General features: G+C 70.7%; 19 protein-coding genes. 11 read left to right on the top strand and 8 right to left on the bottom strand.

Features of this window, described 5'->3' with window-relative positions:
• Positions 1-55: 55 nt before the first annotated feature.
• Positions 56-490, bottom strand: coding sequence for a MarR family winged helix-turn-helix transcriptional regulator (locus tag AFR_RS19615; RefSeq protein ID WP_023362532.1), 435 nt, complete (start codon positions 488-490; stop codon positions 56-58).
• A 100-nt stretch (positions 491-590) separates the two neighbouring features.
• Between AFR_RS19615 and AFR_RS19610 the strand changes: the two genes are divergently transcribed.
• A complete protein-coding gene (locus tag AFR_RS19610) occupies positions 591-1,760 on the top strand; it encodes an MFS transporter (protein WP_023362531.1) in 1,170 nt (389 codons plus the stop codon).
• Positions 1,761-1,764: 4 nt separating this feature from the next.
• On the opposite strand, the gene AFR_RS19605 is transcribed toward AFR_RS19610, so the two are convergent.
• Positions 1,765-2,181 (bottom strand): nitroreductase/quinone reductase family protein, encoded by a 417-nt coding sequence (locus tag AFR_RS19605; protein WP_023362530.1) that lies wholly within the window; start codon positions 2,179-2,181, stop codon positions 1,765-1,767.
• A 53-nt stretch (positions 2,182-2,234) separates the two neighbouring features.
• Here AFR_RS19605 and AFR_RS43735 point away from each other — a divergent pair, with 53 nt between their 5' ends.
• Positions 2,235-2,633, top strand: coding sequence for a nuclear transport factor 2 family protein (locus AFR_RS43735; protein ID WP_023362529.1), 399 nt, complete (start codon positions 2,235-2,237; stop codon positions 2,631-2,633).
• On the opposite strand, the gene AFR_RS19595 is transcribed toward AFR_RS43735, so the two are convergent.
• Entirely contained in the window at positions 2,552-3,190 is a 639-nt protein-coding gene (locus tag AFR_RS19595; RefSeq protein WP_023362528.1) for a TetR/AcrR family transcriptional regulator, read from the bottom strand. The two genes, AFR_RS43735 and AFR_RS19595, sit on opposite strands and share 82 nt — an antisense overlap.
• Positions 3,191-3,330: 140 nt before the next feature.
• Here AFR_RS19595 and AFR_RS19590 point away from each other — a divergent pair, with 140 nt between their 5' ends.
• Genes AFR_RS19590 through AFR_RS19580 form a run of 3 tightly spaced genes read left to right on the top strand, consistent with a single transcriptional unit; the run spans position 3,331 to position 5,601 of the window.
• The gene (locus tag AFR_RS19590; RefSeq protein WP_023362527.1) at positions 3,331-3,666 is read left to right on the top strand and encodes a PadR family transcriptional regulator; all 336 of its coding nucleotides are present in this window, start codon (positions 3,331-3,333) and stop codon (positions 3,664-3,666) included.
• On the top strand, positions 3,663-4,607 hold the full coding sequence (locus AFR_RS19585; RefSeq protein ID WP_023362526.1) for a permease prefix domain 1-containing protein: 945 nt from the start codon (positions 3,663-3,665) through the stop codon (positions 4,605-4,607). The genes AFR_RS19590 and AFR_RS19585 overlap by 4 nt, the downstream gene beginning before the upstream one ends.
• 28 nt (positions 4,608-4,635) lie before the next feature.
• Positions 4,636-5,601 carry an NAD(P)-dependent alcohol dehydrogenase gene (locus AFR_RS19580; RefSeq protein ID WP_023362525.1) on the top strand — a complete coding sequence of 322 codons (966 nt, stop codon included), beginning with the start codon at positions 4,636-4,638 and terminating at the stop codon, positions 5,599-5,601.
• Here the strand turns inward: AFR_RS19580 and AFR_RS19575 are convergent.
• The 3 genes from AFR_RS19575 to AFR_RS19565 are packed head-to-tail and all read right to left on the bottom strand — an operon-like array spanning position 5,598 to position 9,282.
• On the bottom strand, positions 5,598-6,443 hold the full coding sequence (locus tag AFR_RS19575) for a sugar ABC transporter permease (protein ID WP_023362524.1): 846 nt from the start codon (positions 6,441-6,443) through the stop codon (positions 5,598-5,600). The genes AFR_RS19580 and AFR_RS19575 overlap by 4 nt on opposite strands.
• Positions 6,440-8,029 carry an ABC transporter permease subunit gene (locus AFR_RS19570; protein WP_023362523.1) on the bottom strand — a complete coding sequence of 530 codons (1,590 nt, stop codon included), beginning with the start codon at positions 8,027-8,029 and terminating at the stop codon, positions 6,440-6,442. Before AFR_RS19570 ends, AFR_RS19575 begins: the two co-directional genes overlap by 4 nt.
• Complete coding sequence (locus AFR_RS19565; RefSeq protein WP_041842426.1) at positions 8,026-9,282, bottom strand: sugar ABC transporter substrate-binding protein; 1,257 nt, start codon at positions 9,280-9,282, stop codon at positions 8,026-8,028. The genes AFR_RS19570 and AFR_RS19565 overlap by 4 nt, the downstream gene beginning before the upstream one ends.
• Before the next feature lie 185 nt (positions 9,283-9,467).
• Between AFR_RS19565 and AFR_RS19560 the strand changes: the two genes are divergently transcribed.
• Together AFR_RS19560 and AFR_RS19555 are read left to right on the top strand one after the other, a co-directional pair.
• Positions 9,468-10,520: a LacI family DNA-binding transcriptional regulator gene (locus AFR_RS19560; protein ID WP_052359418.1), complete on the top strand. Its 1,053-nt coding sequence runs from the start codon at positions 9,468-9,470 to the stop codon at positions 10,518-10,520.
• Between the two features lie 261 nt (positions 10,521-10,781).
• The gene (locus AFR_RS19555) at positions 10,782-12,566 is read left to right on the top strand and encodes a carbohydrate-binding module family 20 domain-containing protein (RefSeq protein ID WP_023362520.1); all 1,785 of its coding nucleotides are present in this window, start codon (positions 10,782-10,784) and stop codon (positions 12,564-12,566) included.
• Between the two features lie 16 nt (positions 12,567-12,582).
• Here the strand turns inward: AFR_RS19555 and AFR_RS19550 are convergent, their stop codons facing one another.
• A complete protein-coding gene (locus AFR_RS19550) occupies positions 12,583-13,491 on the bottom strand; it encodes a 2-hydroxyacid dehydrogenase (protein WP_023362519.1) in 909 nt (302 codons plus the stop codon).
• A gap of 121 nt (positions 13,492-13,612) precedes the next feature.
• Between AFR_RS19550 and AFR_RS19545 the strand changes: the two genes are divergently transcribed.
• Genes AFR_RS19545 through AFR_RS19535 form a run of 3 tightly spaced genes read left to right on the top strand, consistent with a single transcriptional unit; the run spans position 13,613 to position 15,063 of the window.
• Positions 13,613-13,984, top strand: coding sequence for a hypothetical protein (locus AFR_RS19545; protein ID WP_023362518.1), 372 nt, complete (start codon positions 13,613-13,615; stop codon positions 13,982-13,984).
• 34 nt (positions 13,985-14,018) lie between these two features.
• Positions 14,019-14,471 (top strand): GNAT family N-acetyltransferase, encoded by a 453-nt coding sequence (locus tag AFR_RS19540; RefSeq protein ID WP_041840992.1) that lies wholly within the window; start codon positions 14,019-14,021, stop codon positions 14,469-14,471.
• A gap of 49 nt (positions 14,472-14,520) precedes the next feature.
• Positions 14,521-15,063, top strand: a complete 543-nt coding sequence (locus AFR_RS19535; RefSeq protein WP_041840991.1) for a 2'-5' RNA ligase family protein — start codon at positions 14,521-14,523, stop codon at positions 15,061-15,063.
• Position 15,064: 1 nt separating this feature from the next.
• On the opposite strand, the gene AFR_RS19530 is transcribed toward AFR_RS19535, so the two are convergent.
• Positions 15,065-15,985, bottom strand: a complete 921-nt coding sequence (locus AFR_RS19530; protein WP_023362515.1) for an AraC family transcriptional regulator — start codon at positions 15,983-15,985, stop codon at positions 15,065-15,067.
• Positions 15,986-16,169: 184 nt separating this feature from the next.
• Between AFR_RS19530 and AFR_RS19525 the strand changes: the two genes are divergently transcribed.
• The gene (locus tag AFR_RS19525; protein ID WP_041840990.1) at positions 16,170-18,953 is read left to right on the top strand and encodes a glycoside hydrolase family 78 protein; all 2,784 of its coding nucleotides are present in this window, start codon (positions 16,170-16,172) and stop codon (positions 18,951-18,953) included.
• Positions 18,954-18,965: the final 12 nt, after the last annotated feature.

Genomic DNA, 18,965 nt, shown 5'->3' with positions numbered 1-18,965 from the left:
GTGCGACCGAACCGGCCGGACACCCGCTGCCCCGGTGTTCCTGGGACTGCGAGGGTCACCCTGACGCGGCCACGACCAGGTCGGCAAGCTCGGGTACGCCTTCAGCGCGCGCCAGGGCCTCGGCCAGGGCGGCGTCGTGGATCGGCTGAGCCTGGGTGAGCAGCGCATGACCGGCCGGGGTCAGCTCGGTGTAGATGCCCCGCCGGTCGTCGGCGCAGAGGACGCGGGTCAGCAGGCCACGGTCTTCCAACCGGTTGACCAGCCGCGTCGTGGCGCTGGGGCTGAGCGCGGCGGCCCGGCCCAGCTGCTGCATGCGCATGTGCCACCCGTCCTGCCGGCGAAGCGCGTCCATGACCGTGTATTCGACCACCGAGAGCGAGACTGCGCTGGTCAGCGCTTTCTCCAGGGCCGTTTCGAGAAGCCCGTGCAGGGCGGCGAGCCGCCGCCAGCCCTGGGCACGCACCTCCACCGCGTCGTCGGCGATTCCCATGTGACCCCCGCCTCCCGGAGCGATAGTTGCTTGCGCGGCCTATCGGCGCGTGCAACAGTCAGTTAGGCCGCGTACGCAACTATCTTACCGAGGAGTTCTCATGCCGCTGGGCCTGCTCGCCCTCGCCATCGGTGGATTCGGCATCGGCCTGACGGAGTTCGTCATCATGGGCCTGCTGCCGGAAGTAGCCGGCGACTTCGGCGTCTCGGAGGCGACCGCCGGTTGGCTGATCAGCGGCTACGCCCTGGCCGTCGTCGTCGGTGCACTCGGCCTGACCGCCGCGACCACCCGCCTGCCGCGCAAGCAGGTGCTGCTCGGACTCCTCGGCCTGTTCATCGCCGGCAACCTCGTCTCCGCGATCGCACCCACGTACGAGGTCATGCTGGCCGGCCGGGTGATCGCGGCGCTCTGCCACGGCGCGTTCTTCGGCATCGGCGCCGTCGTCGCCGCGGGTCTCGTCGCACCGCAGCGCAGGGCCGCGGCGGTCGCGATGATGTTCACCGGGCTCACCGCGGCGAACGTCCTCGGGGTGCCCTTCGGCACACTGCTCGGCCAGGCGTACGGCTGGCGCGCGACGTTCTGGGCCATCACCGCGATCGGCGTCGTGGCCTGGTTCGGGGTCCTGACACTGGTCCCGGCCCTCGCCGCCCCGGCGGCCACGCAGAGCGTGCGGCACGAGCTGCGGGCGTTCCGGTCCGGTCAGGTGTGGTTGTCGATCGTCGTCACCGTGCTGGGCTTCGGCGGCATGTTCGGCGCGTTCACCTACATCGCGTACACGCTCACCGAGGTGAGTGATTTCTCCGCCGCGACCGTGCCGTGGCTCCTCGTGCTGCTCGGCGCCGGACTGTTCGTCGGCAACATGGTCGGCGGACGCTTCGCCGACCGGTCCGTCGACGGCACCCTGATCGTCGTCCTGGCCGGACTGGTCGTGGTGCTGACGGTCTTCGCGCTCACCGCGGGCAGCCAGGTGGCGACCCTCGGCTCCCTGCTGCTGATGGGCGGCTTCGGCTTCGCCACGGTCCCGGCCCTGCAGACCCGCGTGATGCACTACGCCGACCAGGCACCGACGCTGGCCTCAGGGGCGAACATCGGCGCCTTCAACCTCGGCAACGCCCTGGGCGCGTGGGCCGGCGGTGCCACGATCAGCGCCGGCCTCGGTTACACGTCCCCGATCTGGGCCGGCGCTGGCATCACCGCCGCCGGACTGGCCGTGATGGTCGCCGCCTCGGCCGCCGCCCGCACCCGCGTCCCGGCCCCGGCTCTGTCCTGAGTGCTCAGTCGCGGACGGTCAGGCGGGCGACCGGAAACTTACGGTCGGTCTTCGTCTCGTAGTCGGCGGCGTCCGGCCAGTAGGCACGCCAGATGCCGTACAGCCGCTCCCAGTCGTCGTCGCCGGGACGCACGACGGTCTGGTCCGCCTGAACGGTGTCCTTGCCCAGCTCGACGGTGACCGGCTCGTCGGCGGCCTCCAGGTTGGCGACCCACTCCGGATCCTTGGGCGCACCCCCGAGGCTGCCGCAGATCACATAGCTGTCACCGTCCGGCGCGGCGACCAGCGGCGTCACGTACTCCTTACCGGACCGCCGCCCTGTCGTGTGCAACAGGAGCAGCGTCTTGCCCTCCCAGTGCCCGCCGACCACACCGTCGTTTGCGCGAAAGTTCTCGATCACCGTGTCGTTGAACGACGCCATCGATTGCCTCCCAGGGTCGCTTCCGACCCTACGCCCGGGGTTAGGGTCGTGCAGTGAACGGCGAACTGGCAGTGGTCGAAGAATGGCTGACAGCGATCAACTCCGGTGACGGCGCCCGGGTGGAGTCGCTGAGCCACGAGGAGGTCGAGATCGTCGGCCCGCGCGGCCGCGGCCGGGCACCCCGCGCGATCCTCAGCGAGTGGCTCGGCCGCTCGGGTTTCTCCTCCGACCCCGTCCGATGGTTCTGCGGCGGCGACGGCCGGGTGGTGGTCGAGCAGCAGGCCCGCTGGACCGACCCGGCGACCGGAGCGGCTCAGGACAGCTTCCGCATCGGCTCGTTCTTCCGGGTCACCGGCGGCCGCGTGGCCGCCTACGAACGCTTCGACGCCGGCGTCGCCGCCGCCCTGACCGCCGCCGGCCTCGACCCGGAGCGCGACGAAGCAACCCGCTGACCGCCCAGCGAGTCGAGGTGGCGCTCCAGCACCGCGGTCATCATCGCCGGGGAACACCGCTCCGGGTGAACGCTGAGCCCGTCCAGGAGCGCGCACAGCCGTACGGTCTCCAGCTCGACGTCGAGCTCCGCGGGCAGCCCACCGGCCGCCCTGGCGGCGTCGAGCACCCGGGCGACCAGGCTCGCCATCTCCTCCCGCATCGCCTCGGCGTGCGGCCGCAACTCCGGCCGGGTGCGGGCAGCCGCCGCGAACGTGTGCCGCAGCGCCGCCTCGTCGCGGCGCATGTCATCGAGAGGTAGCCACTCGGCGAGCAGGTCGACCGTGTGCCGCCGGCGCGCCGCACGGTCGCCACCCTCGGCCACCGAAGCCAGGATCGGTTCGGCGTGGGACCACACCCGCTCACGGATCCGGCGGCCGAGCTCGCCGACCGCGAAGATGATCAGCTCCTCGTGACCGTCCACGTAGTGCCTCACCGACCCGATCGCCAGCCCCGCCTGCTCGGCGACCGAGCGCAGCGACGCCGCCTCGAGACCCTGTCGCGCGACGACGACGAGCACGGCATCGGCGATCTCACGCCGCCGCTGGAAAGGGGCGCGCGGCCGGTGCAGCTGTCGATCGGTGTCAGCTTCCTGGGCGAGGCACTGGCCGTGACATGGCGCTGTGCCAATATTGTGCGCCGCACACTATAGTGTGAGTCATGGGTGACGATGATCTGCTTGCGACGCATCTGCAGGAGTTGCGGCGGGGCACGGTCGTGCTGGCCTGCCTGCTGCTGCTGGAGCAGCCCGGCTACGGATATGCGCTGCTCGATCTGCTCGAGCGGCGGGGTTTTGCCGTCGACGCCAACACGCTCTATCCCCTGCTGCGCCGCCTCGAGAAGCAGGGACTGCTGACCAGCGAGTGGAACACCGACGAGGCCCGGCCGCGGAAGTTCTACCGCACCAGCGCCGAGGGGACCGCCCTGGCCGGGGACCTGAGCCGCGACTGGGACCGGCTCGACACCGCACTGCGCACGCTGAAGGGCGAGTCATGAGCAGCCTCTCCGACCGGTACGTCGAAACCACCCTGCGCCGGCTGCCCGCGCGGCAGCGCAGCGACATCGAGCGGGAGCTGCGGGCGTCCATCGCCGATGCGGTCGACGACCGGCTCGAGGCCGGGGCCGATCCGGACGAGGCGGAGACCGCCGTGCTGACGGAGCTGGGCGACCCGGACCGGCTCGCAGCCGGTTTTGCGGACCGGCCGCTGCAGCTCATCGGCCCGCGGCTCTACCTGGACTACCTCCGGCTGCTGACGACGCTGCTCGCCACGGTCGTGCCGGCCGTCGCGGCAGCGGTCGGGTTCGTCCGCGGCGTCGAGGAGGACTCGGTGGTCACGGTGGTCGGTGACACCCTCGGCGCCGCGGTCACCACGGCCGTCCACATCGCCGTCTGGACGACCGTCCTGTTCGCGATCATCGAGCGCACCCCGGCGCTGCGCCGCCTGCCCGGCCGGAGCTGGACCCCGGACGCGCTGCCGGCCGCACCGCCGAGCCGCCGGGCGCGGTGGGGTGAGCTCGTCGCCGAATCGCTGGCGTTTGTGCTCGTCACCGCGTTCATCCTGCTCTCACCCGTGGTCAGCACCGAGCGGGACGCTCAGGGTGACCCGGTCGGGGTGCTCTCACCGTGGTTCTGGGAGACCGGTCTGGTGTGGGTGTTCGTCGCGCTGGGCGCGGTGCTGCTGGGGTTCTCCTTCGCCCGCTACTACCTGCGCTGGAGTCTGGCTCTCACGCTCGCCGGGGCCCTGGTCACCGTCGTGAACGCGGTCGCCCTGGTCTGGGCCGCGGCGACCGACCGGATCCTCAACCCCGCTTTTGTCACCGCCGCGGAGTGGCCGGCGGACGCCGCCCGGTGGATCAACATCGGCCTGATCGTCATCGCTCTCGGCACCCTCCTGAGCGCCGTGACCGAGGCGTTCGGCCGGTCCCGCCGCCGGTGAGCGGCACACCCGTACCCAAGGAGCAGCGATGAAGGCGATCACCTACCACGAGTACGGCCCGCCGGACGTGTTGAGCTGGGCCGACCGGGAACGGCCGGTGCCGCGCGCCGGCGAGGTGCTGATGCGGGTCGAAGCGGCCTCGCTCAATCAGGCCGATCTGTTCATGATGCGCGGCACGCCCCGGCTCGGACGGCTCGCCTTCGGATTGCGGCGCCCTCGCCGGCCGGTCCTCGGGCGTGCCGCCGCCGGGACCGTGGTCGAGACCGGGCCGGGTGTGAGCGAGCTGCAGGCCGGGGACGAGGTGTTCGGCGAGCTCGATCAGGGCGCCTTCGCCGAGTACGCCGTCGCGCCGGTCCGGCGGTTGACCCGCAAGCCCGCCACCGTCACGTTCGAGCAGGCGGCGACGCTGCCGGTGGCCGCCACCACCGCACTGCAAGGTGTCCGGCTCACCGGTGCCGGCCCCGGCAGCAGGCTGCTGGTCAACGGCGCCTCGGGCGGGGTGGGCACCTTCGCCGTCCAGCTGGCGAAGGCGGCGGGTGCGCACGTCACCGGTGTGTGCAGCACCCGTAATGCCGAGCTGGTGCGTTCGATCGGCGCCGACCGGGTCGTGGACTACACGCGGGAGGACGTCACCCACGGCGAGGAACGCTTCGATGCGGTCTTCGACCTGGTCAACAGCCATCCGCTGGCGGTGATGCGCCGGATCCTGACGCCGGCGGGCACCTACGTCGGGTCGAGCGGGAACGGCGGGCCGGTGCTCGGCCCGATGCCCCGGGTGCTCGCCGCCGCCGTGCTGAGCCCGTTCGTCCGGCAGCGGCTGCGCAGCCTCGTCGCGACTGCGGACACCGCGGACGCCGCCGAGGTGGCTGCCCTGGTCGCAGCGGGCACGGTCACGCCGGTGATCGAGGCGACCCGTCCCCTGCGCGAGGCCGTGGACGCGATCCGGCAGCTGGAACGCGCCCACGCCCGCGGCAAGGTGGTGCTGACTCCCTAACCCTTCACCGCACCGGCGGTCAGGCCGTTGACGATGTAGCGCTGCAGGAACTGGAACACCAGCACCGTCGGGATCGCGGTCAGCAGCGTGCCCGCGCAGAACATCCCGAAGTTGTTGTTGCGCTCCCCCGCCACCAGGCCGTACATGCCGACGGAGAGGGTCTTGGCGCCGGTGTCGGTGAGGAACACGTTGGCGATCAGGAACTCGTTGATCGTGCCGATGAAGGCCAGCAGGCCGGTGACCGCCAGGATCGGTGCCACCAGCGGCAGCAGGATCCGGAAGAACGTCTGCGCGTGCGACGCACCGTCCATAGTGGCCGACTCGTCGAGCTCCCGCGGAACCGTGTCGAAGAAGCCCTTCATCAGCCAGGTGTTCACGCCCAGGGCCCCGCCGAGGTAGAGCAGGATCAGACCCCAGGCCCGGTTGAAGCCGATGGCCGGCCACAGGTCGGTGATCGTGGAGAACATCAGGAAGATCGCCACGATGGCCAGGAACTGCGGGAACATCTGGATGAGCAGCAGGGCCAGCAGACCGACCCGGCGGCCACGGAAACGCATTCGGCTGAACGTGTACGCCGCCAGCGCCGACAGGAACACCGACACTGCGGCGGACACCCCGGCGATGAGCACCGAGTTGCCGAACCAGCGGGCGAACCCGGTGTCGGCCAGCAGGTTGCCGAAGTTGTCCGCCGACGCGCCGGTCGGCACGGCGGTGGTCGACGACAGTGTCCCGAGCGGGTTCAGCGCCGCCGACAGCACAAAGACGATCGGGAAGAGCGAGAACACCACAGCGAGCACCGCGACGCCGTGCCGCCAGCCGACCCGCGTCAGCCACTTGCTCATGCGTAGACCTCTTCCTGTCGGCGCGTACGGCGGAAGCTGACGGCGGAGATCACCGCGACAATCACGAAGATGAACACCGACACGGCGGCGGCGAAGCCGTACTGCGCCCCGGAACCGCCGAACGCCAGCCGGTACGTGTACGTGATCAGCAGGTCCGTCGCGCCGTTCGCCGGGTTGTCGACCGGGAAGGGCGCGCCGTCCGTGGTCAGGTAGATCGCGTTGAAGTTGTTGAAGTTGAACGCGAACGACGAGATCAGCAGCGGGGTCAGCGCCACCATGAGCAGCGGCAGCGTGACCCGCTCGAGCGACTGCCACGGCGACGCCCCGTCGAGCCGGGACGCCTCGGACAGCTCCGGCGGGATGGCCTGCAGCGCGCCCGTGGCGACCAGGAACATGTACGGATACCCCAGCCACAGCTGCACCAGGATGACCGCGATCCGGGCCGACGCGGCGCCGCCGAACCAGTCCACGTCCAGCCCGAACAGGTTGTTGATCAGCCCGAAGTCCGTGTTGAACATGTCCCGCCAGACGAGCAGCATCGCGAACGACGGCATCGCGTAGGGCAGGACGAGCAGCATCCGGTAGATCCCGCGGCCGCGCATCCGGGGCGAGTGCAGGGCCAGCGCACACGCGAGCCCGAGCACGAAGGTTCCGCCCGTGGAGGCGACGGCGAAGAACAAGTTCCAGACGAGCGTACGGGCGAACGGGCCGGACACCGCCGAATCGGTGACGAGGCGGCCGAAGTTGCTCAGCCCGACGCCGACCCGCCAGCCCTGCGCCAGCCGTTCCCCGTCCGCGGCCACGAACGCGCCTGCCTCCTCGTCGGCGGTCCAGGTCTTGCCGCTGGTCGTGTCGCGGATGCAGTCACAACCCGCGTCGTAGGCCCGGCCGGCCTTGCCCTCGTACGCCCGGGACAGGCCCTGCGACCGGATCGCACCACCGGCGGTCGGCACCGCCAGATCGGTGATCTCGCGGCTGCGCGCGCTCGCCTGGCCGCCGTTGAGGACCGTGTAGCCCTCGGCGGCGGTGACCCGTCCGGCGGCGTTCACGGAGACACCGCCGGACGGGAGCTGCTCCAGACCGGCGGCGGTGCCGGCCGAGACCGTCCGCGTACCCGGGTCGGTGACCAGGAACGTGAGCGGCCCGGTCGCGGGATCACCGGTGGTGGCGACGGTCAGGGCGTACTCGGCGGAGCCGGGCACCCGGGTGACCGACGCGGTCTGGATGGCCACGACGGCGTCCTGCTTGTCACCCCGGTGGCCGTCGCTGAAGTTCGTGAAGGCCGTCGCCGCCGTGTACAGCACGGGGAAGAGCTGGAACACGATCAGGAAGAGCGTCCCGGGGACGAGGTACTTGAGCGGCACATGCCGGGGTGTCAGGTAGAGGTAGAACAGTCCGGCGGTGGCCACGGCCAGCACCGCCAGACCGGGCCAGGCGCGCTCGGCGACCAGGGGGAACGCCGCCCACACGGCGAGACCGGCGACCAGCCCCAGCAGGGCGACCTTGAGCAGGGGGCCGGTGAGGCCACCCCGGCCCGGCTGCTGCGCCGGATCCGAGGCGGTCTCCCGTTCGAGCAGAGCGGTCATTGTTTGATCTGGCCCGAGATCGTCTTGGCCGCGGCGGTCAGCGCGGCCTTGGGGTCGGCGCCGCCGATGACGGCGGACTCGGCCTTGCCGAAGGGGTCCCAGACGGTCGCCATCTCGGGGATCGCGGGCAGCGGGACGGCGTTCTTGCCGGCGTCGACGAACTTGGCGAGGTCCGGGTCGGTGCCTTTGACCTGGTCGAAGGCGGCGGTGAGCACCGGCGGGCGCGGCTCGGCCTGGTACAGGGCGACGGCCAGCTCCGGCGTGGTCACGTAGTTGGTGACGAACTCCTGCGCAAGCGCCTTGTTCTTGCCCTTGGCCGCGACGTAGAACGACTGCACACCGAGGAACGGCTGCGCGGGCTTGCCGCCGGCGAAGCCCGGCACCGGCGAGATGTCGTACGCGATCTTGGCCTTCTTGGCGTCGGTGACCGCCCACGGCCCCGACACCAGGTACGCGCACTTGCCCGACGTGAAGGTGGCGATCGAGTTCTCCACCGTGATCGACCGCTTCAGCGCGCCGTCGCCCTTCTCCCCCAGCGCCCGGATCTTGGCGAACGCCGCGATGGACTCGGGTTTGCCGACGCCGAGGTCGTTCTTGTCGTACGCACCGGACGCATCGGTGCCGAACAGGTAGCCGCCGGCCGAGGTGAACAGCGGGTACGCGTGGTACGCGTCGCCGTTCTGTCCGACCTGGAGGCACAGGATCTCACTGGCCTTCTTGTCCGCCTTGAGCTTCTTCCCGTTCTTGACCAAATCCTCGATGGTCGCCGGAGCCTCGGGGGCCAGCTTGGTATTACGGATGAGCGCGAGGTTCTCGGTCGCGTACGGGACGCCGTAGACCTGACCGTTGAACGTGACAGCCTTCAGCGCGTTGGGGGCGAGGCCCTGCTGCTGCTCGGCGGTGAGCTGCACCGGGTCGATCGCGCCGTTCTGCACGAGGTTGCCGATCCAGTCGTGCGCGCCGACCATCACGTCGGGTCCGCTGCCCTGCTGGGAGGCGGTGACGAAGGTCGTCTGCTGGTCCTTGGAGATGGCCTGCACCTCGACGGTGACGCCGTTCTCCTGGCCGAACTTGTCCGCGAAAGGCTTGAGGGCCGCCGCGCGCTTGTCGTCGCCCCAGATCACCAGCTTGCCGGTGGCGCCTGCGGGGGTGGCGGAGGTGGAGTTCTGAGGGTCGTCGCCCCCGCTGCTGCAACCCGCGGTGAGTGCGAGAGCAGCAACGGCAAGGACAACACCCGGGGTGCGGATGCGCATGATCTTCTCCAATCGGGCACAGCAAAAGGAGCCCGAAGAGGGTGGACGGACAGAAAGGGGGGGAACCGGTAGCAAGGCCCCGATAGGCCCTGCCCGGCTGTTGCGGGGACGTTAGCAAGGGATTTCCGTCAATGGAAGACCTTGCAGTCCTTCCGCAAGAAGTTCCAGGTTCTATAGTGACGCCCATGCGCGCACGACTGTCCGACATCGCGCGCCAGGCCGACGTCAGTGAGGCGACCGTGTCGCGGGTCCTCAACGACCGGCCCGGCGTGTCCGCCGACACCCGTCAGGCAGTGCTGACGGCTCTGGACGTCCTCGGTTACGAACGCCCGGAGCGGCTGCGCAAACGCAGCGCCGGGCTGGTCGGGCTGATCGTGCCGGAGCTGGAGAACCCGATCTTCCCCGCGTTCGCCCAGACGATCGAGTCCGCGCTGTCGCAGAGCGGCTACACCCCGGTGCTGTGCACGCAGACGCCCGGCGGTGTCACCGAGGACGAGTACGTCGAGATGCTGCTCGACCGCCAGGTCTCCGGCATCGTCTTCGTCTCGGGTCTGCACGCGGACACCACCGCCGATCACGAGCGCTACCAGCGCCTGATCAACCGCCCGCTGCCGATCGTCATGATCAACGGGTACGCGGAGGGACTCGACGTCCCCTTCATCTCGTGCGACGACCGGCTGGCCGGCGAGCTGGCCGTGTCGCACCTGGTGGCCCTCGGGCACACCCGCATCGGCTTCGTGTCCGGCCCGGACCGCTTCCTGAACGTCCAGCGCAAGCTCGACGGTTACCGCGCGGCCATGCGCCGCGAGCTGGACGTGAGCGACCGCGACCTGGACGAGTTCATCGCCCTGACACTGTTCGGCGTGGAGGGCGGCGAGGTCGCGGCCAACCAGCTGCTGGCCCGCGGGGTCACCGGGATCGTCTGCGGCTCGGACCTGATGGCGCTCGGCGCGATCCGGGCGGCCCGCCGGCGCGGGCTCAGTGTCCCGCGTGACGTCTCGGTGGTGGGCTTCGACGACTCCCCGCTGATCGCCTTCACCGACCCGCCGTTGACCACGCTGCGCCAGCCGGTCGCGGCCATGGGCAACGCCGCGATCCGGCAGCTCGTCGACGAGATCAACGGCCACGGCGCGCCGCGCTCCGAGTACGTCTACGCCCCCGAGCTGGTCGTTCGTGGCTCGACAGCCATCAACAAGGCCGGGCGTACCGCGGAGAGTGTGAACGCCCCCGCCGCCTGACACCTGCGGGCAACACTTGTTAAGTCGATCTTTGAAAAGTTCTTGCCGTCTCCGCCGGCGGCCACTACCGCGCCCACCTGGTGGAATGCTGCGACACGCCGCGCCATAAAGATCCCGTTCTGCAAGCCGAACCCGACAAGTGCCATCGAATCGGGCGTCGGCATCGAGCCGTGTCGCTTTACCGGTTGGAAACACCCTGATAACTTCCCGGCACTTGCGCAAGAAGTTTCACCACTCCTCGCGTTCCCCTGGAGGTCCCCCATGCGTACCCGTCAGGTTGTCGCCGCCGCGACGACCACCGTCCTCGCCGCGGCGCTGCTGGCCGTCGGCGTCGTCCGCCAGGGCGACCAGGCCGAGGCGTCCACCGCCTCGCCGGGCCCCAAGGACGTCATCGTCCACCTCTTCGAGTGGCCCTGGGCGTCGGTCGCGAACGAATGCACGACCACGCTGGGCCCCAAGGGGTTCGGCGGCGTGCAGGTCTCCCCGCCCCAGGAACACGTGGTGCTGCCCGGCAGCGGGTACCCCTGGTGGCAGGACTATCAGCCGGTCAGTTACCAGCTCAAGACACGTCGGGGTGACCGGGCGGCCTTCGCGAGCATGGTCCAGACGTGCCACACCGCGGGCGTGAAGATCTACGTGGACGCGGTGGTCAACCACATGGCCGGCGGTACGTCCACGGGCACCGGCAGCGGCGGGTCGGCCTACAGCCACTACGCCTATCCGGCCGTGCCCTACGGCACCGACGACTTCCACCACTGCGGACGCAACGGCAACGACGACATCGCGAACTACGGCGACCGGTGGGAGGTCCAGAACTGCGAGCTCGTCGACCTGTCGGACCTCAAGACCGAGTCCTCGTACGTGCGGGGCAAGCTCACCGCGTACCTGAACGATCTGGTCGGTCTGGGTGTCGACGGCTTCCGGGTGGACGCGGCCAAGCACATGCCGGCCGCGGACATGGCGGCCTTCATCGACCCGGTGAACGGTGACCCGTACGTCTTCTCCGAGGTCATCGAGGGCGGCTCCGGCGAGCCGACACCCGAGGAGTACCAGGGCATCGGCGACGTCACGGAGTTCCGCTACGGCGACGTCGTGGGCGGGGCGTTCCAGAACGGCAGCCTGTCCAACCTCAACAACCTCGCGAGCTCGATGCGCCTCGCGAGCGGTGACGCGGTGGCCTTCGTGGACAACCACGACACCCAGCGCAACGGCAAGGCCAAACTCACCTACAAGAACGGTTCCTCGTACGCCCTCGCGGAGGCGTTCATGATCGCCTGGCCGTACGGTGTGCCGCAGGTGATGTCGAGCTTCACCTTCAGCAACAACGACGCCGGTCCGCCCGCCGCGAGCAACGGCACGACCAACGCCGTGACGTGCGGCAGCGGCTGGGAGTGCGAGCACCGCTGGCGCACGACCGCGAACATGGTCGGGCTGCGCAACGCCGCCGCCGGCGCGGGTGTCACCAACTGGTGGACGAACGGTTCCAACCAGATCGCCTTCGGCCGGGGCAGCACCGGGTACGCCGCGTTCAACCGGTCCGGCTCGGCGCTGACCCGCACGTTCCAGACGTCGCTGCCCGCCGGCACCTACTGCGACGTCATGGCCGGCGACTTCTCGGGCGGATCGTGCACGGGTCCCGCGTACGCGGTGAACAGCAGCGGTCAGGTGACCGCGACCGTCGCGGCGAACTCGGCCCTGGCCCTGCACGTGAACGCCCGCGGCTCCGGTTCGACCACGCCGCCGCCCGCCTCGGGCTGCTCCACCACCTTCTCGGCGAACGTCACCACCACGTGGGGCCAGAACGTCTTCGTCACCGGAAACACGGCGGCGCTCGGCAATTGGAACCCGGCCGCCGCGGTGCCGCTCTCGTCGGCGACCTACCCGGTGTGGACGGCGACGGTGTCACTGCCCGGGAACACCGCGGTGCAGTACAAGTACCTGAAGAAGGAAGGCTCGACCGTCGTCTGGGAGAGCGACCCGAACCGCACCAGGACGACCGGTGCCTCGTCGCCGTGCACGGCGACCTGGAACGACACCTGGCGCTGAGCCACCGCCGGGCCGGTCACCGTCGCAGCACGACGTTGACCGGCTCGGCCCCGGCACTCAGCAGCTCGATCTGGCGGCGCACGAGCCGGGCCACGCGCGGCAGCATCGCGGTGGACATCCCACCGGCGTGCGGGCTGATCAGCACGTTCGGCAGGGTGAAGAGCTCGTGGTCCACCGGCAGCGGCTCCGGATCCGTGACGTCGAGCGCAAACCGCAGCCGCCCGGTGCGGGCCTCGCGCAGGATCGCCGCGGTGTCCGCCACCCGGCCCCGGGCGACGTTGACGACCACGGCACCGTCCGGCAGCCGGGCCAGGAACTCCGCGCCGACCAGGTGCACGGACTTGTCGGTGAGCGGCACCGCGACCACGACAGCCTCGACGGAGGGCAACAGCTGCGGCAGCTCGGCGAGGCCGTGGACACCCTCCCGCGCCGTCCGGGCCACCCGCACGATCTCCACCTCGAACGGGGTGAGCCGCTCCTCGATCGCCCGGCCCACACCACCCTGGCCGAGCACGAGCACCCGCCGGTCCGCCAGGCTGGGGTACCAGGTGGGTTCGGGTGTGCGAACTCCCGCGGCGCGGACGAAGGCACCGATCCCCCGCTGCGACGCCAGCAGCAGGGCCAACGCCAGCTCCGCGGTGGACGTCTCGTGCACACCCCGGGCGTTCGCGTAGACGTGGCCCGGCGGCAGGTTCTCCGCGACACCGTCGTAGCCGAGGTACTGAGCCTGGACCAGCCGGGTCGTCACCCCGTCGAGCCACCGCAGGTGTTCCGACCCGGGGATGTAGGGGACCACCACGAGGTCGATCTCAGGCCGGGGCGCGGGGCCGCTCATGTCCCACCGGAGCACCTCCGCTTCCACGTCCTCGAGGGCTTCGGCGAGGGACGCACTCGGAAGGCTCACCGTCAGGCGGCTGTTACCCATGTCTCTCCTCCACGCGCCGGGTTCGCACATTGTGTGCGATCGATGGTCGTCGTCCGGGGCGAGACTCGAACGCGTGGGTAGCTTCGCATCCGCCCACCTGAAAAAGCTGGAGGACGTACATATGCCGGACATGGACGTGGCCCTCAAGGACGCGATGACGATCGACGGAGCCATCGGTGTCGCCCTGGTCGACCACACCAGCGGAATGGCGCTGGGTGTCGCCGGCGGCACCCGCGACTTCGACCTCACCGTCGCCGCCGCCGGCAACACCGACGTCGTCCGCGCCAAACTGCGCGCGATGGACCTGCTCGGTCTCGACGAGCAGATCGACGACATCCTCATCACCCTGGAGACGATGTACCACCTGATCCGCCCGCTCAAGGCCCGCTCCGGCCACGGGCTGTTCCTCTACCTGTCGCTGGACCGCTCCCGCGCCAACCTCGCGATGGCCCGCCACCAGCTCCGCCGCATCGAGAGCGCCCTCGACATCTGAAAAAAATGTCGGTGGTCGGTGCCAGACTGCGCGCATGAGTGCAGAGGTAGGACTGCGGGACGTCGAATTACCGGACCTGGAAGTGTTCCTGGACTACGAGCACGACGAGGAGGCCGCCGAGCTGGCGCACTTCCCGCCCCGCGAGCGCGACCGGTTCATGACGCACTGGAAGACCCGCGTCCTGGGCGTCCCGGAAAACCTGGTGCAGACGGTCACCGTCGGCGGCGAGACCGCCGGCAACATCCTGGCCTGGTGGGACGCCGACCGGCGTTTCCTCGGCTACTGGTTCGGCCGCCGGTTCTGGGGGCAGGGCATCGGCACCCGGGCGCTCGGCCTCTTCCTCGAGCTGGAGCAGACCCGCCCGCTCCACGCCGACCCGGCCGCCCGCAACATCGGCTCGGTGCGCGTGCTCGAGAAGCACGGTTTCCAGCGGACCGAAACCCTGGACTACGACGGCACCGAGCACATCCTGCTGACGCTCACCTAGAGCTCGAAACCGGTGGTGCGTCCACCTTGCTGTCAGGGATCATTCGGCGATGTCCACCGATGATGCACCACCACGCTACCGAGTGGGTCAGACCGCCTTGCTGGCCCTCGTCAGTGAGGCCGAGCCGCTGGTCGGGCACTGGCGCCACCGCTTCGACTCGTCGGCTTCGGCAGGGGTCCCGGCGCACGTCACGGTGCTCTTCCCGTTCCTGGACATCGACCGCGTCACCGCAGCGGTGGTGGACGAGCTGGCGACCCTGATCGGCGCCCGCTCGCCTTTTGCGGTCCGGTTCGAGGAGTGCCGGCGCTTTCCCGACGTGCTCTACCTCGCCCCGGCGCCGGACCAGCCGTTCCGCGCTCTGACCGAGGAGATGGCGGAGCGCTGGCCCGAGGCGCCGCCCTACGAGGGGCAGTTCACCGAGGTCGTCCCGCACCTGACCGTCGCTCACGGCCGGCCGCCCGAGGTCTTCGACGAGGTGGAGGCCGACCTGACAGGCCGGCTGCCCCTCACCGCGACGATCTCGTCCGTCAGCCTGCTCGTCAGCGACGGGTCCCGCTGGCGCCAGCACCGGGAGTTCCCGCTGCTCGGCTGAGTCAGCCGCGTTGCGGGGCGGCATCCCAGCTGCGCAGGCGGACCGAGTTGTGGGTGAAACGCGACCGGTAGGCCGAGGCGCTCAGGCCGTAGTGCGCGCGGAAGCGGCGCGCGAAGTAGTTCTGGTCGGGCCAGCCCACCGATTCGCCGATGCGGCTGATGGTGTCGTCGGTGTGCAGCAGCCGGGCCGCCGCGACCTCGACGCGGTGGCGGGACAGGTACGCCATCGGGGGTAACCCGGTCGCCGACTTGAACAGCCGGACCAGGTAGCCGGGAGCGAGGTGCAGAGCCTCGGCCAGCTCGGTCAGCGTCCACTGGTGGGCCGGACGGGCCTCCATCATCCGCATGGCGTCGACAACCGCGGGGTGGGTCTGTCCGGAGCCCGCCTCCACACCGTCGACAACCGCGCGGGCGAGGCAGCTGAGGAAGAGCGAGAGACGGCCGATGATGTCGCCGCGGTGCCTGCTGATGGGGCTGAACCGCAGGCGGTCGAGCGCGTCGAGGTGGTCGACGGCCTCGGCCAGGACCTCCGGGGAGAGGCGGGCGGTGAGGATGCCGCGCCGCTGGTCGGAGTAGGGGCCGGTCCAGAGCAGGTAGCCGAGGAGCGGGTCGGCGCGGGTCCAGGCGAGCTCGCGCTGGAGGAGCTCGGTGGAGAAGCAGCAGTTGTAGAGGTCGAGGCGTTCGCACTCCTCGTAGCCGTGCCACACACCGGGGCGCAGCAGGACGACGTCGCCGACCTCGAGCTGCTGGCGGCCGGCCAGGCTGTGATGGACACCGGCGCCGCCGATCATCACAGCCACCTCGACGAAGCTGTGGGTGTGCACGGGGTGCTGACCCTCGTGCAGATAGTGCCCGGCGTAGGCCAGCGAACCGTCGGAGAAGTAGAGCATCGCGTGCGAGCTCTCGACGGGCGGTTCGGCCATCCGCCGACGATACGGCAGACGCGCGTTTCCGGCGCCAGGTGAATTTTGTGCTACCACCGGTGCACTGCGGGCTATGTCACATCCTGCGGCGGAAGCAGGATCAGGGAGCAGCTGAAACCTCACCGAAACACCGGGACCGGTTCTCCGCAGGCTGCTGTTGAATCGTTTCAGATCGGGAGAGTCCATGTCATCTGCCGCTGCCCCCGTGGGCCTTCGCTTCGAGCACCACACCGACGACGGTCCCCTGCTCGGCGTCGGCACCTCCGCACCGCGGCTGTCGTGGCGGGTGCCGAGGGCCGGCGACGACTACCGGCAGCACGCGTACCAGGTCGAGGTCACCCGGCCGGACCGGCCCGCTGAGCTGACCACCGTCGAGTCCGAGGAACAGATCCTGGTGCCGTGGCCGGGCGCGCCCCTGGCCCCCCGGGAAGCCGCGCAGGTCCGGGTGCGGGTGTGCGGGCCGGGCGAGGAGTGGAGTGCGTGGAGCGCGCCGGCGGAGGTCGAGGCTGCACCGGACACGTGGACCGCGCGGTTCATCAGCCCGGTGACGCTCGGCGCGGAAGGCGGACCGGCGCCCGTGCTCACCGGCACGGTCGAGCTGCCCGGTGACATCGTCCGCGCCCGGCTCCACGCCACGGCGCACGGCGTCTATTCCGCCGAGCTCAACGGCGAGCGGGTCGGCGACCAGGAGCTCGCGCCGGGATGGACCAGCTACCAGCACCGGCTGCGCTTCCAGACCTACGACGTGACCGGCCTGGTCCGGCCGGGCCCGAACCGCCTCGACGTGCTGCTGGGCAACGGCTGGTGGCGCGGGCGGCTCGGCTTCCAGGGCCGGCGTGGCCTCTACGGCCATCGGCTGGCCCTGCTGGCCCAGCTCGAGGTCACCACCGCCGACGGCACCGTGCACGTGCTCGCCACCGACGGCTCCTGGACCGCGAGCGAGAGCGGGGTTCTCGCCGACGACCTCTACGACGGCCAGCGCACCGATCTGCGGCCCGGGCCCCGCGCCACCGGCCCGGTCGAGGTGGTCGACGCCGATCTCGGTCTGCTGGTCGCGCCGGACGGCCCGCCCGTGCGGGTCACCGGCACGCTGCCCGCCGTCAGGGTGTGGACGTCGCCGGCCGGGAAGACCCTGGCCGACTTCGGCCAGAACCTGGTGGGGCGGCTCCGGCTGCGCGTCCGCGGCCTGACGGCCGGCGACGAGGTGGTGGTCCGGCACGCGGAGGTCCTCGAGGACAACGAGCTCGGGGTACGCCCCCTGCGTACCGCCCGGGCCACCGATGCGTACGTGCTCGCCGGTCCGGACGAGGCGATGCTGGAGTCCACGCTGACCTTCCACGGTTTCCGCTACGCCGAGGTGACCGGCGTGCCCGGACTGCGCGCCGAGGACCTCGAAGCGGTCGTGCTCGGCTCGGACCTGCGCCGCACCGGCTGGTTCGAGTCCTCCCACGAGCTGCTGAACCGCTTCCACGACAACGTCGTCTGGGGCATGCGCGGCAACTTCCTCGACGTACCGACGGACTGCCCGCAGCGCGACGAACGGCTCGGCTGGACCGGCGACATCCAGGTCTTCTCCCCTACAGCCAGTTTCCTCTTCGACAGTGCGGGCTTCCTCACCAGCTGGCTCAAGGACCTGGCCGCGGAACAGCAGAAGGACGGCTCGGTTCCGTTCGTGATCCCGGACGTGCTGCGGCAGCCCGGTCCCGCCACCGCGGCGTGGGGCGACGCGGCGACCATCGTGCCGTGGGTGCTCTACCGGCGTACCGGTGACAGAGGTCTGCTGGAACAGCAGCTGCCGAGCATGCGGGCGTGGGTGGACCGGATGGCCGAGCTGGCCGGGCCGGACCGGCTCTGGACCGGCGGTTTCCAGTTCGGTGACTGGCTCGACCCGACCGCGCCGCCGGAGTCGCCGTTCCAGGCGCAGGCCGACCCCGACGTCATCGCCACCGCGCACCTGGCCCGCTCGGCCGAGATCGTCGCCCGGGCCGCGGAGGTGCTCGGTGACACCGCACAGGCCCGCCGGTACGACCTGCTGGCCGCCCAGGTCCGCGCCGCGTTCGCCCGCGAGTACGTGACGACGGCGGGCCGCGTGCTCGGTGACGCCGCCACGACCTACGCCCTGGCGTTGCAGTGGTCGCTGCTGCCGGCGGAGGCCCAGCGGCAGCACGCGGCCCGCCGGCTCGCAGATCTGGTCCGCACAGCCGGTTTCCGCATCGGGACAGGCTTTGTCGGCACGCCGCTGATGACCGACGCCCTCACCGACGCCGGTGAACCGGACCTGGCCTACCGGCTGCTGCTCCAGACCGGCTGCCCGTCGTGGCTCTACTCCGTGACGATGGGCGCGACCACCGTCTGGGAACGCTGGGACAGCATGCTCCCCGACGGCTCGATCAACCCGGGCGAGATGACGTCGTTCAACCATTACGCGCTCGGTGCCGTCGCCGACTGGCTGCACCGGCGGGTCGCGGGCCTGGCTCCGGCCGCCCCCGGCTACCGGCGGCTGCTCGTCCGGCCGGTCCCGGGAGGCCGTCTCACTTCCGCTTCGGCGAGACATCTCACCCCGTACGGGGAAGCCTCGGTCTCCTGGCAGCGGGGTGACGGGCGGCTGACGTTGACTGTGACCGTGCCCGTCGGCGCCACCGCCGAGGTGCACGTACCCGGGGCGGCGACGCCCGTCGAGGTGCGTCACGGCACCCACGAGTGGACCGTGACCGACCCGTCCGCGACGGAGCCGGAGCTCTCGGCCGAGCCGACCATCCGCGAGGTGATGGATCACGAACCCGCCTGGGAGCAGGTGGTCGCGGCGGCTCGTGACGCCGGCTTCGGCGACGAGGCCGAGCTGGCCGGGCGGCTCGCGGCCTACCTCGATGCGCCCGCGACCGGCCTGGCCGACGCCGCCACCGCCGGCGGTTTTGTGCCCGGCACCGCCGAGCTCCGCGCCCGGCTCGAAGCCCTGCCCTTCCTGTAGCCCTGCACTCCC

The organism is Amorphoplanes friuliensis DSM 7358, assembly GCF_000494755.1.
Classification (GTDB): domain Bacteria; phylum Actinomycetota; class Actinomycetes; order Mycobacteriales; family Micromonosporaceae; genus Actinoplanes; species Actinoplanes friuliensis.
The sequence above is the reverse complement of the archived record's forward strand: the minus strand, read 5'-3'. Positions and strand labels throughout refer to the sequence as shown.

Excerpts from the sequence above, each read along its gene's own strand:
- AFR_RS19615 (WP_023362532.1), bottom strand. The coding sequence starts at position 490 with ATGGGAATCGCCGACGACGCGGTGGAGGTGCGTGCCCAGGGCTGGCGG.
- AFR_RS19610 (WP_023362531.1), top strand. The coding sequence starts at position 591 with ATGCCGCTGGGCCTGCTCGCCCTCGCCATCGGTGGATTCGGCATCGGC.
- AFR_RS19605 (WP_023362530.1), bottom strand. The coding sequence starts at position 2,181 with ATGGCGTCGTTCAACGACACGGTGATCGAGAACTTTCGCGCAAACGAC.
- AFR_RS19590 (WP_023362527.1), top strand. The coding sequence starts at position 3,331 with ATGGGTGACGATGATCTGCTTGCGACGCATCTGCAGGAGTTGCGGCGG.
- AFR_RS19585 (WP_023362526.1), top strand. The coding sequence starts at position 3,663 with ATGAGCAGCCTCTCCGACCGGTACGTCGAAACCACCCTGCGCCGGCTG.
- AFR_RS19580 (WP_023362525.1), top strand. The coding sequence starts at position 4,636 with ATGAAGGCGATCACCTACCACGAGTACGGCCCGCCGGACGTGTTGAGC.
- AFR_RS19575 (WP_023362524.1), bottom strand. The coding sequence starts at position 6,443 with ATGAGCAAGTGGCTGACGCGGGTCGGCTGGCGGCACGGCGTCGCGGTG.
- AFR_RS19570 (WP_023362523.1), bottom strand. The coding sequence starts at position 8,029 with ATGACCGCTCTGCTCGAACGGGAGACCGCCTCGGATCCGGCGCAGCAG.
- AFR_RS19565 (WP_041842426.1), bottom strand. The coding sequence starts at position 9,282 with ATGCGCATCCGCACCCCGGGTGTTGTCCTTGCCGTTGCTGCTCTCGCA.
- AFR_RS19560 (WP_052359418.1), top strand. The coding sequence starts at position 9,468 with ATGCGCGCACGACTGTCCGACATCGCGCGCCAGGCCGACGTCAGTGAG.
- AFR_RS19555 (WP_023362520.1), top strand. The coding sequence starts at position 10,782 with ATGCGTACCCGTCAGGTTGTCGCCGCCGCGACGACCACCGTCCTCGCC.
- AFR_RS19550 (WP_023362519.1), bottom strand. The coding sequence starts at position 13,491 with ATGGGTAACAGCCGCCTGACGGTGAGCCTTCCGAGTGCGTCCCTCGCC.
- AFR_RS19545 (WP_023362518.1), top strand. The coding sequence starts at position 13,613 with ATGCCGGACATGGACGTGGCCCTCAAGGACGCGATGACGATCGACGGA.
- AFR_RS19540 (WP_041840992.1), top strand. The coding sequence starts at position 14,019 with ATGAGTGCAGAGGTAGGACTGCGGGACGTCGAATTACCGGACCTGGAA.
- AFR_RS19535 (WP_041840991.1), top strand. The coding sequence starts at position 14,521 with ATGTCCACCGATGATGCACCACCACGCTACCGAGTGGGTCAGACCGCC.
- AFR_RS19530 (WP_023362515.1), bottom strand. The coding sequence starts at position 15,985 with ATGGCCGAACCGCCCGTCGAGAGCTCGCACGCGATGCTCTACTTCTCC.
- AFR_RS19525 (WP_041840990.1), top strand. The coding sequence starts at position 16,170 with ATGTCATCTGCCGCTGCCCCCGTGGGCCTTCGCTTCGAGCACCACACC.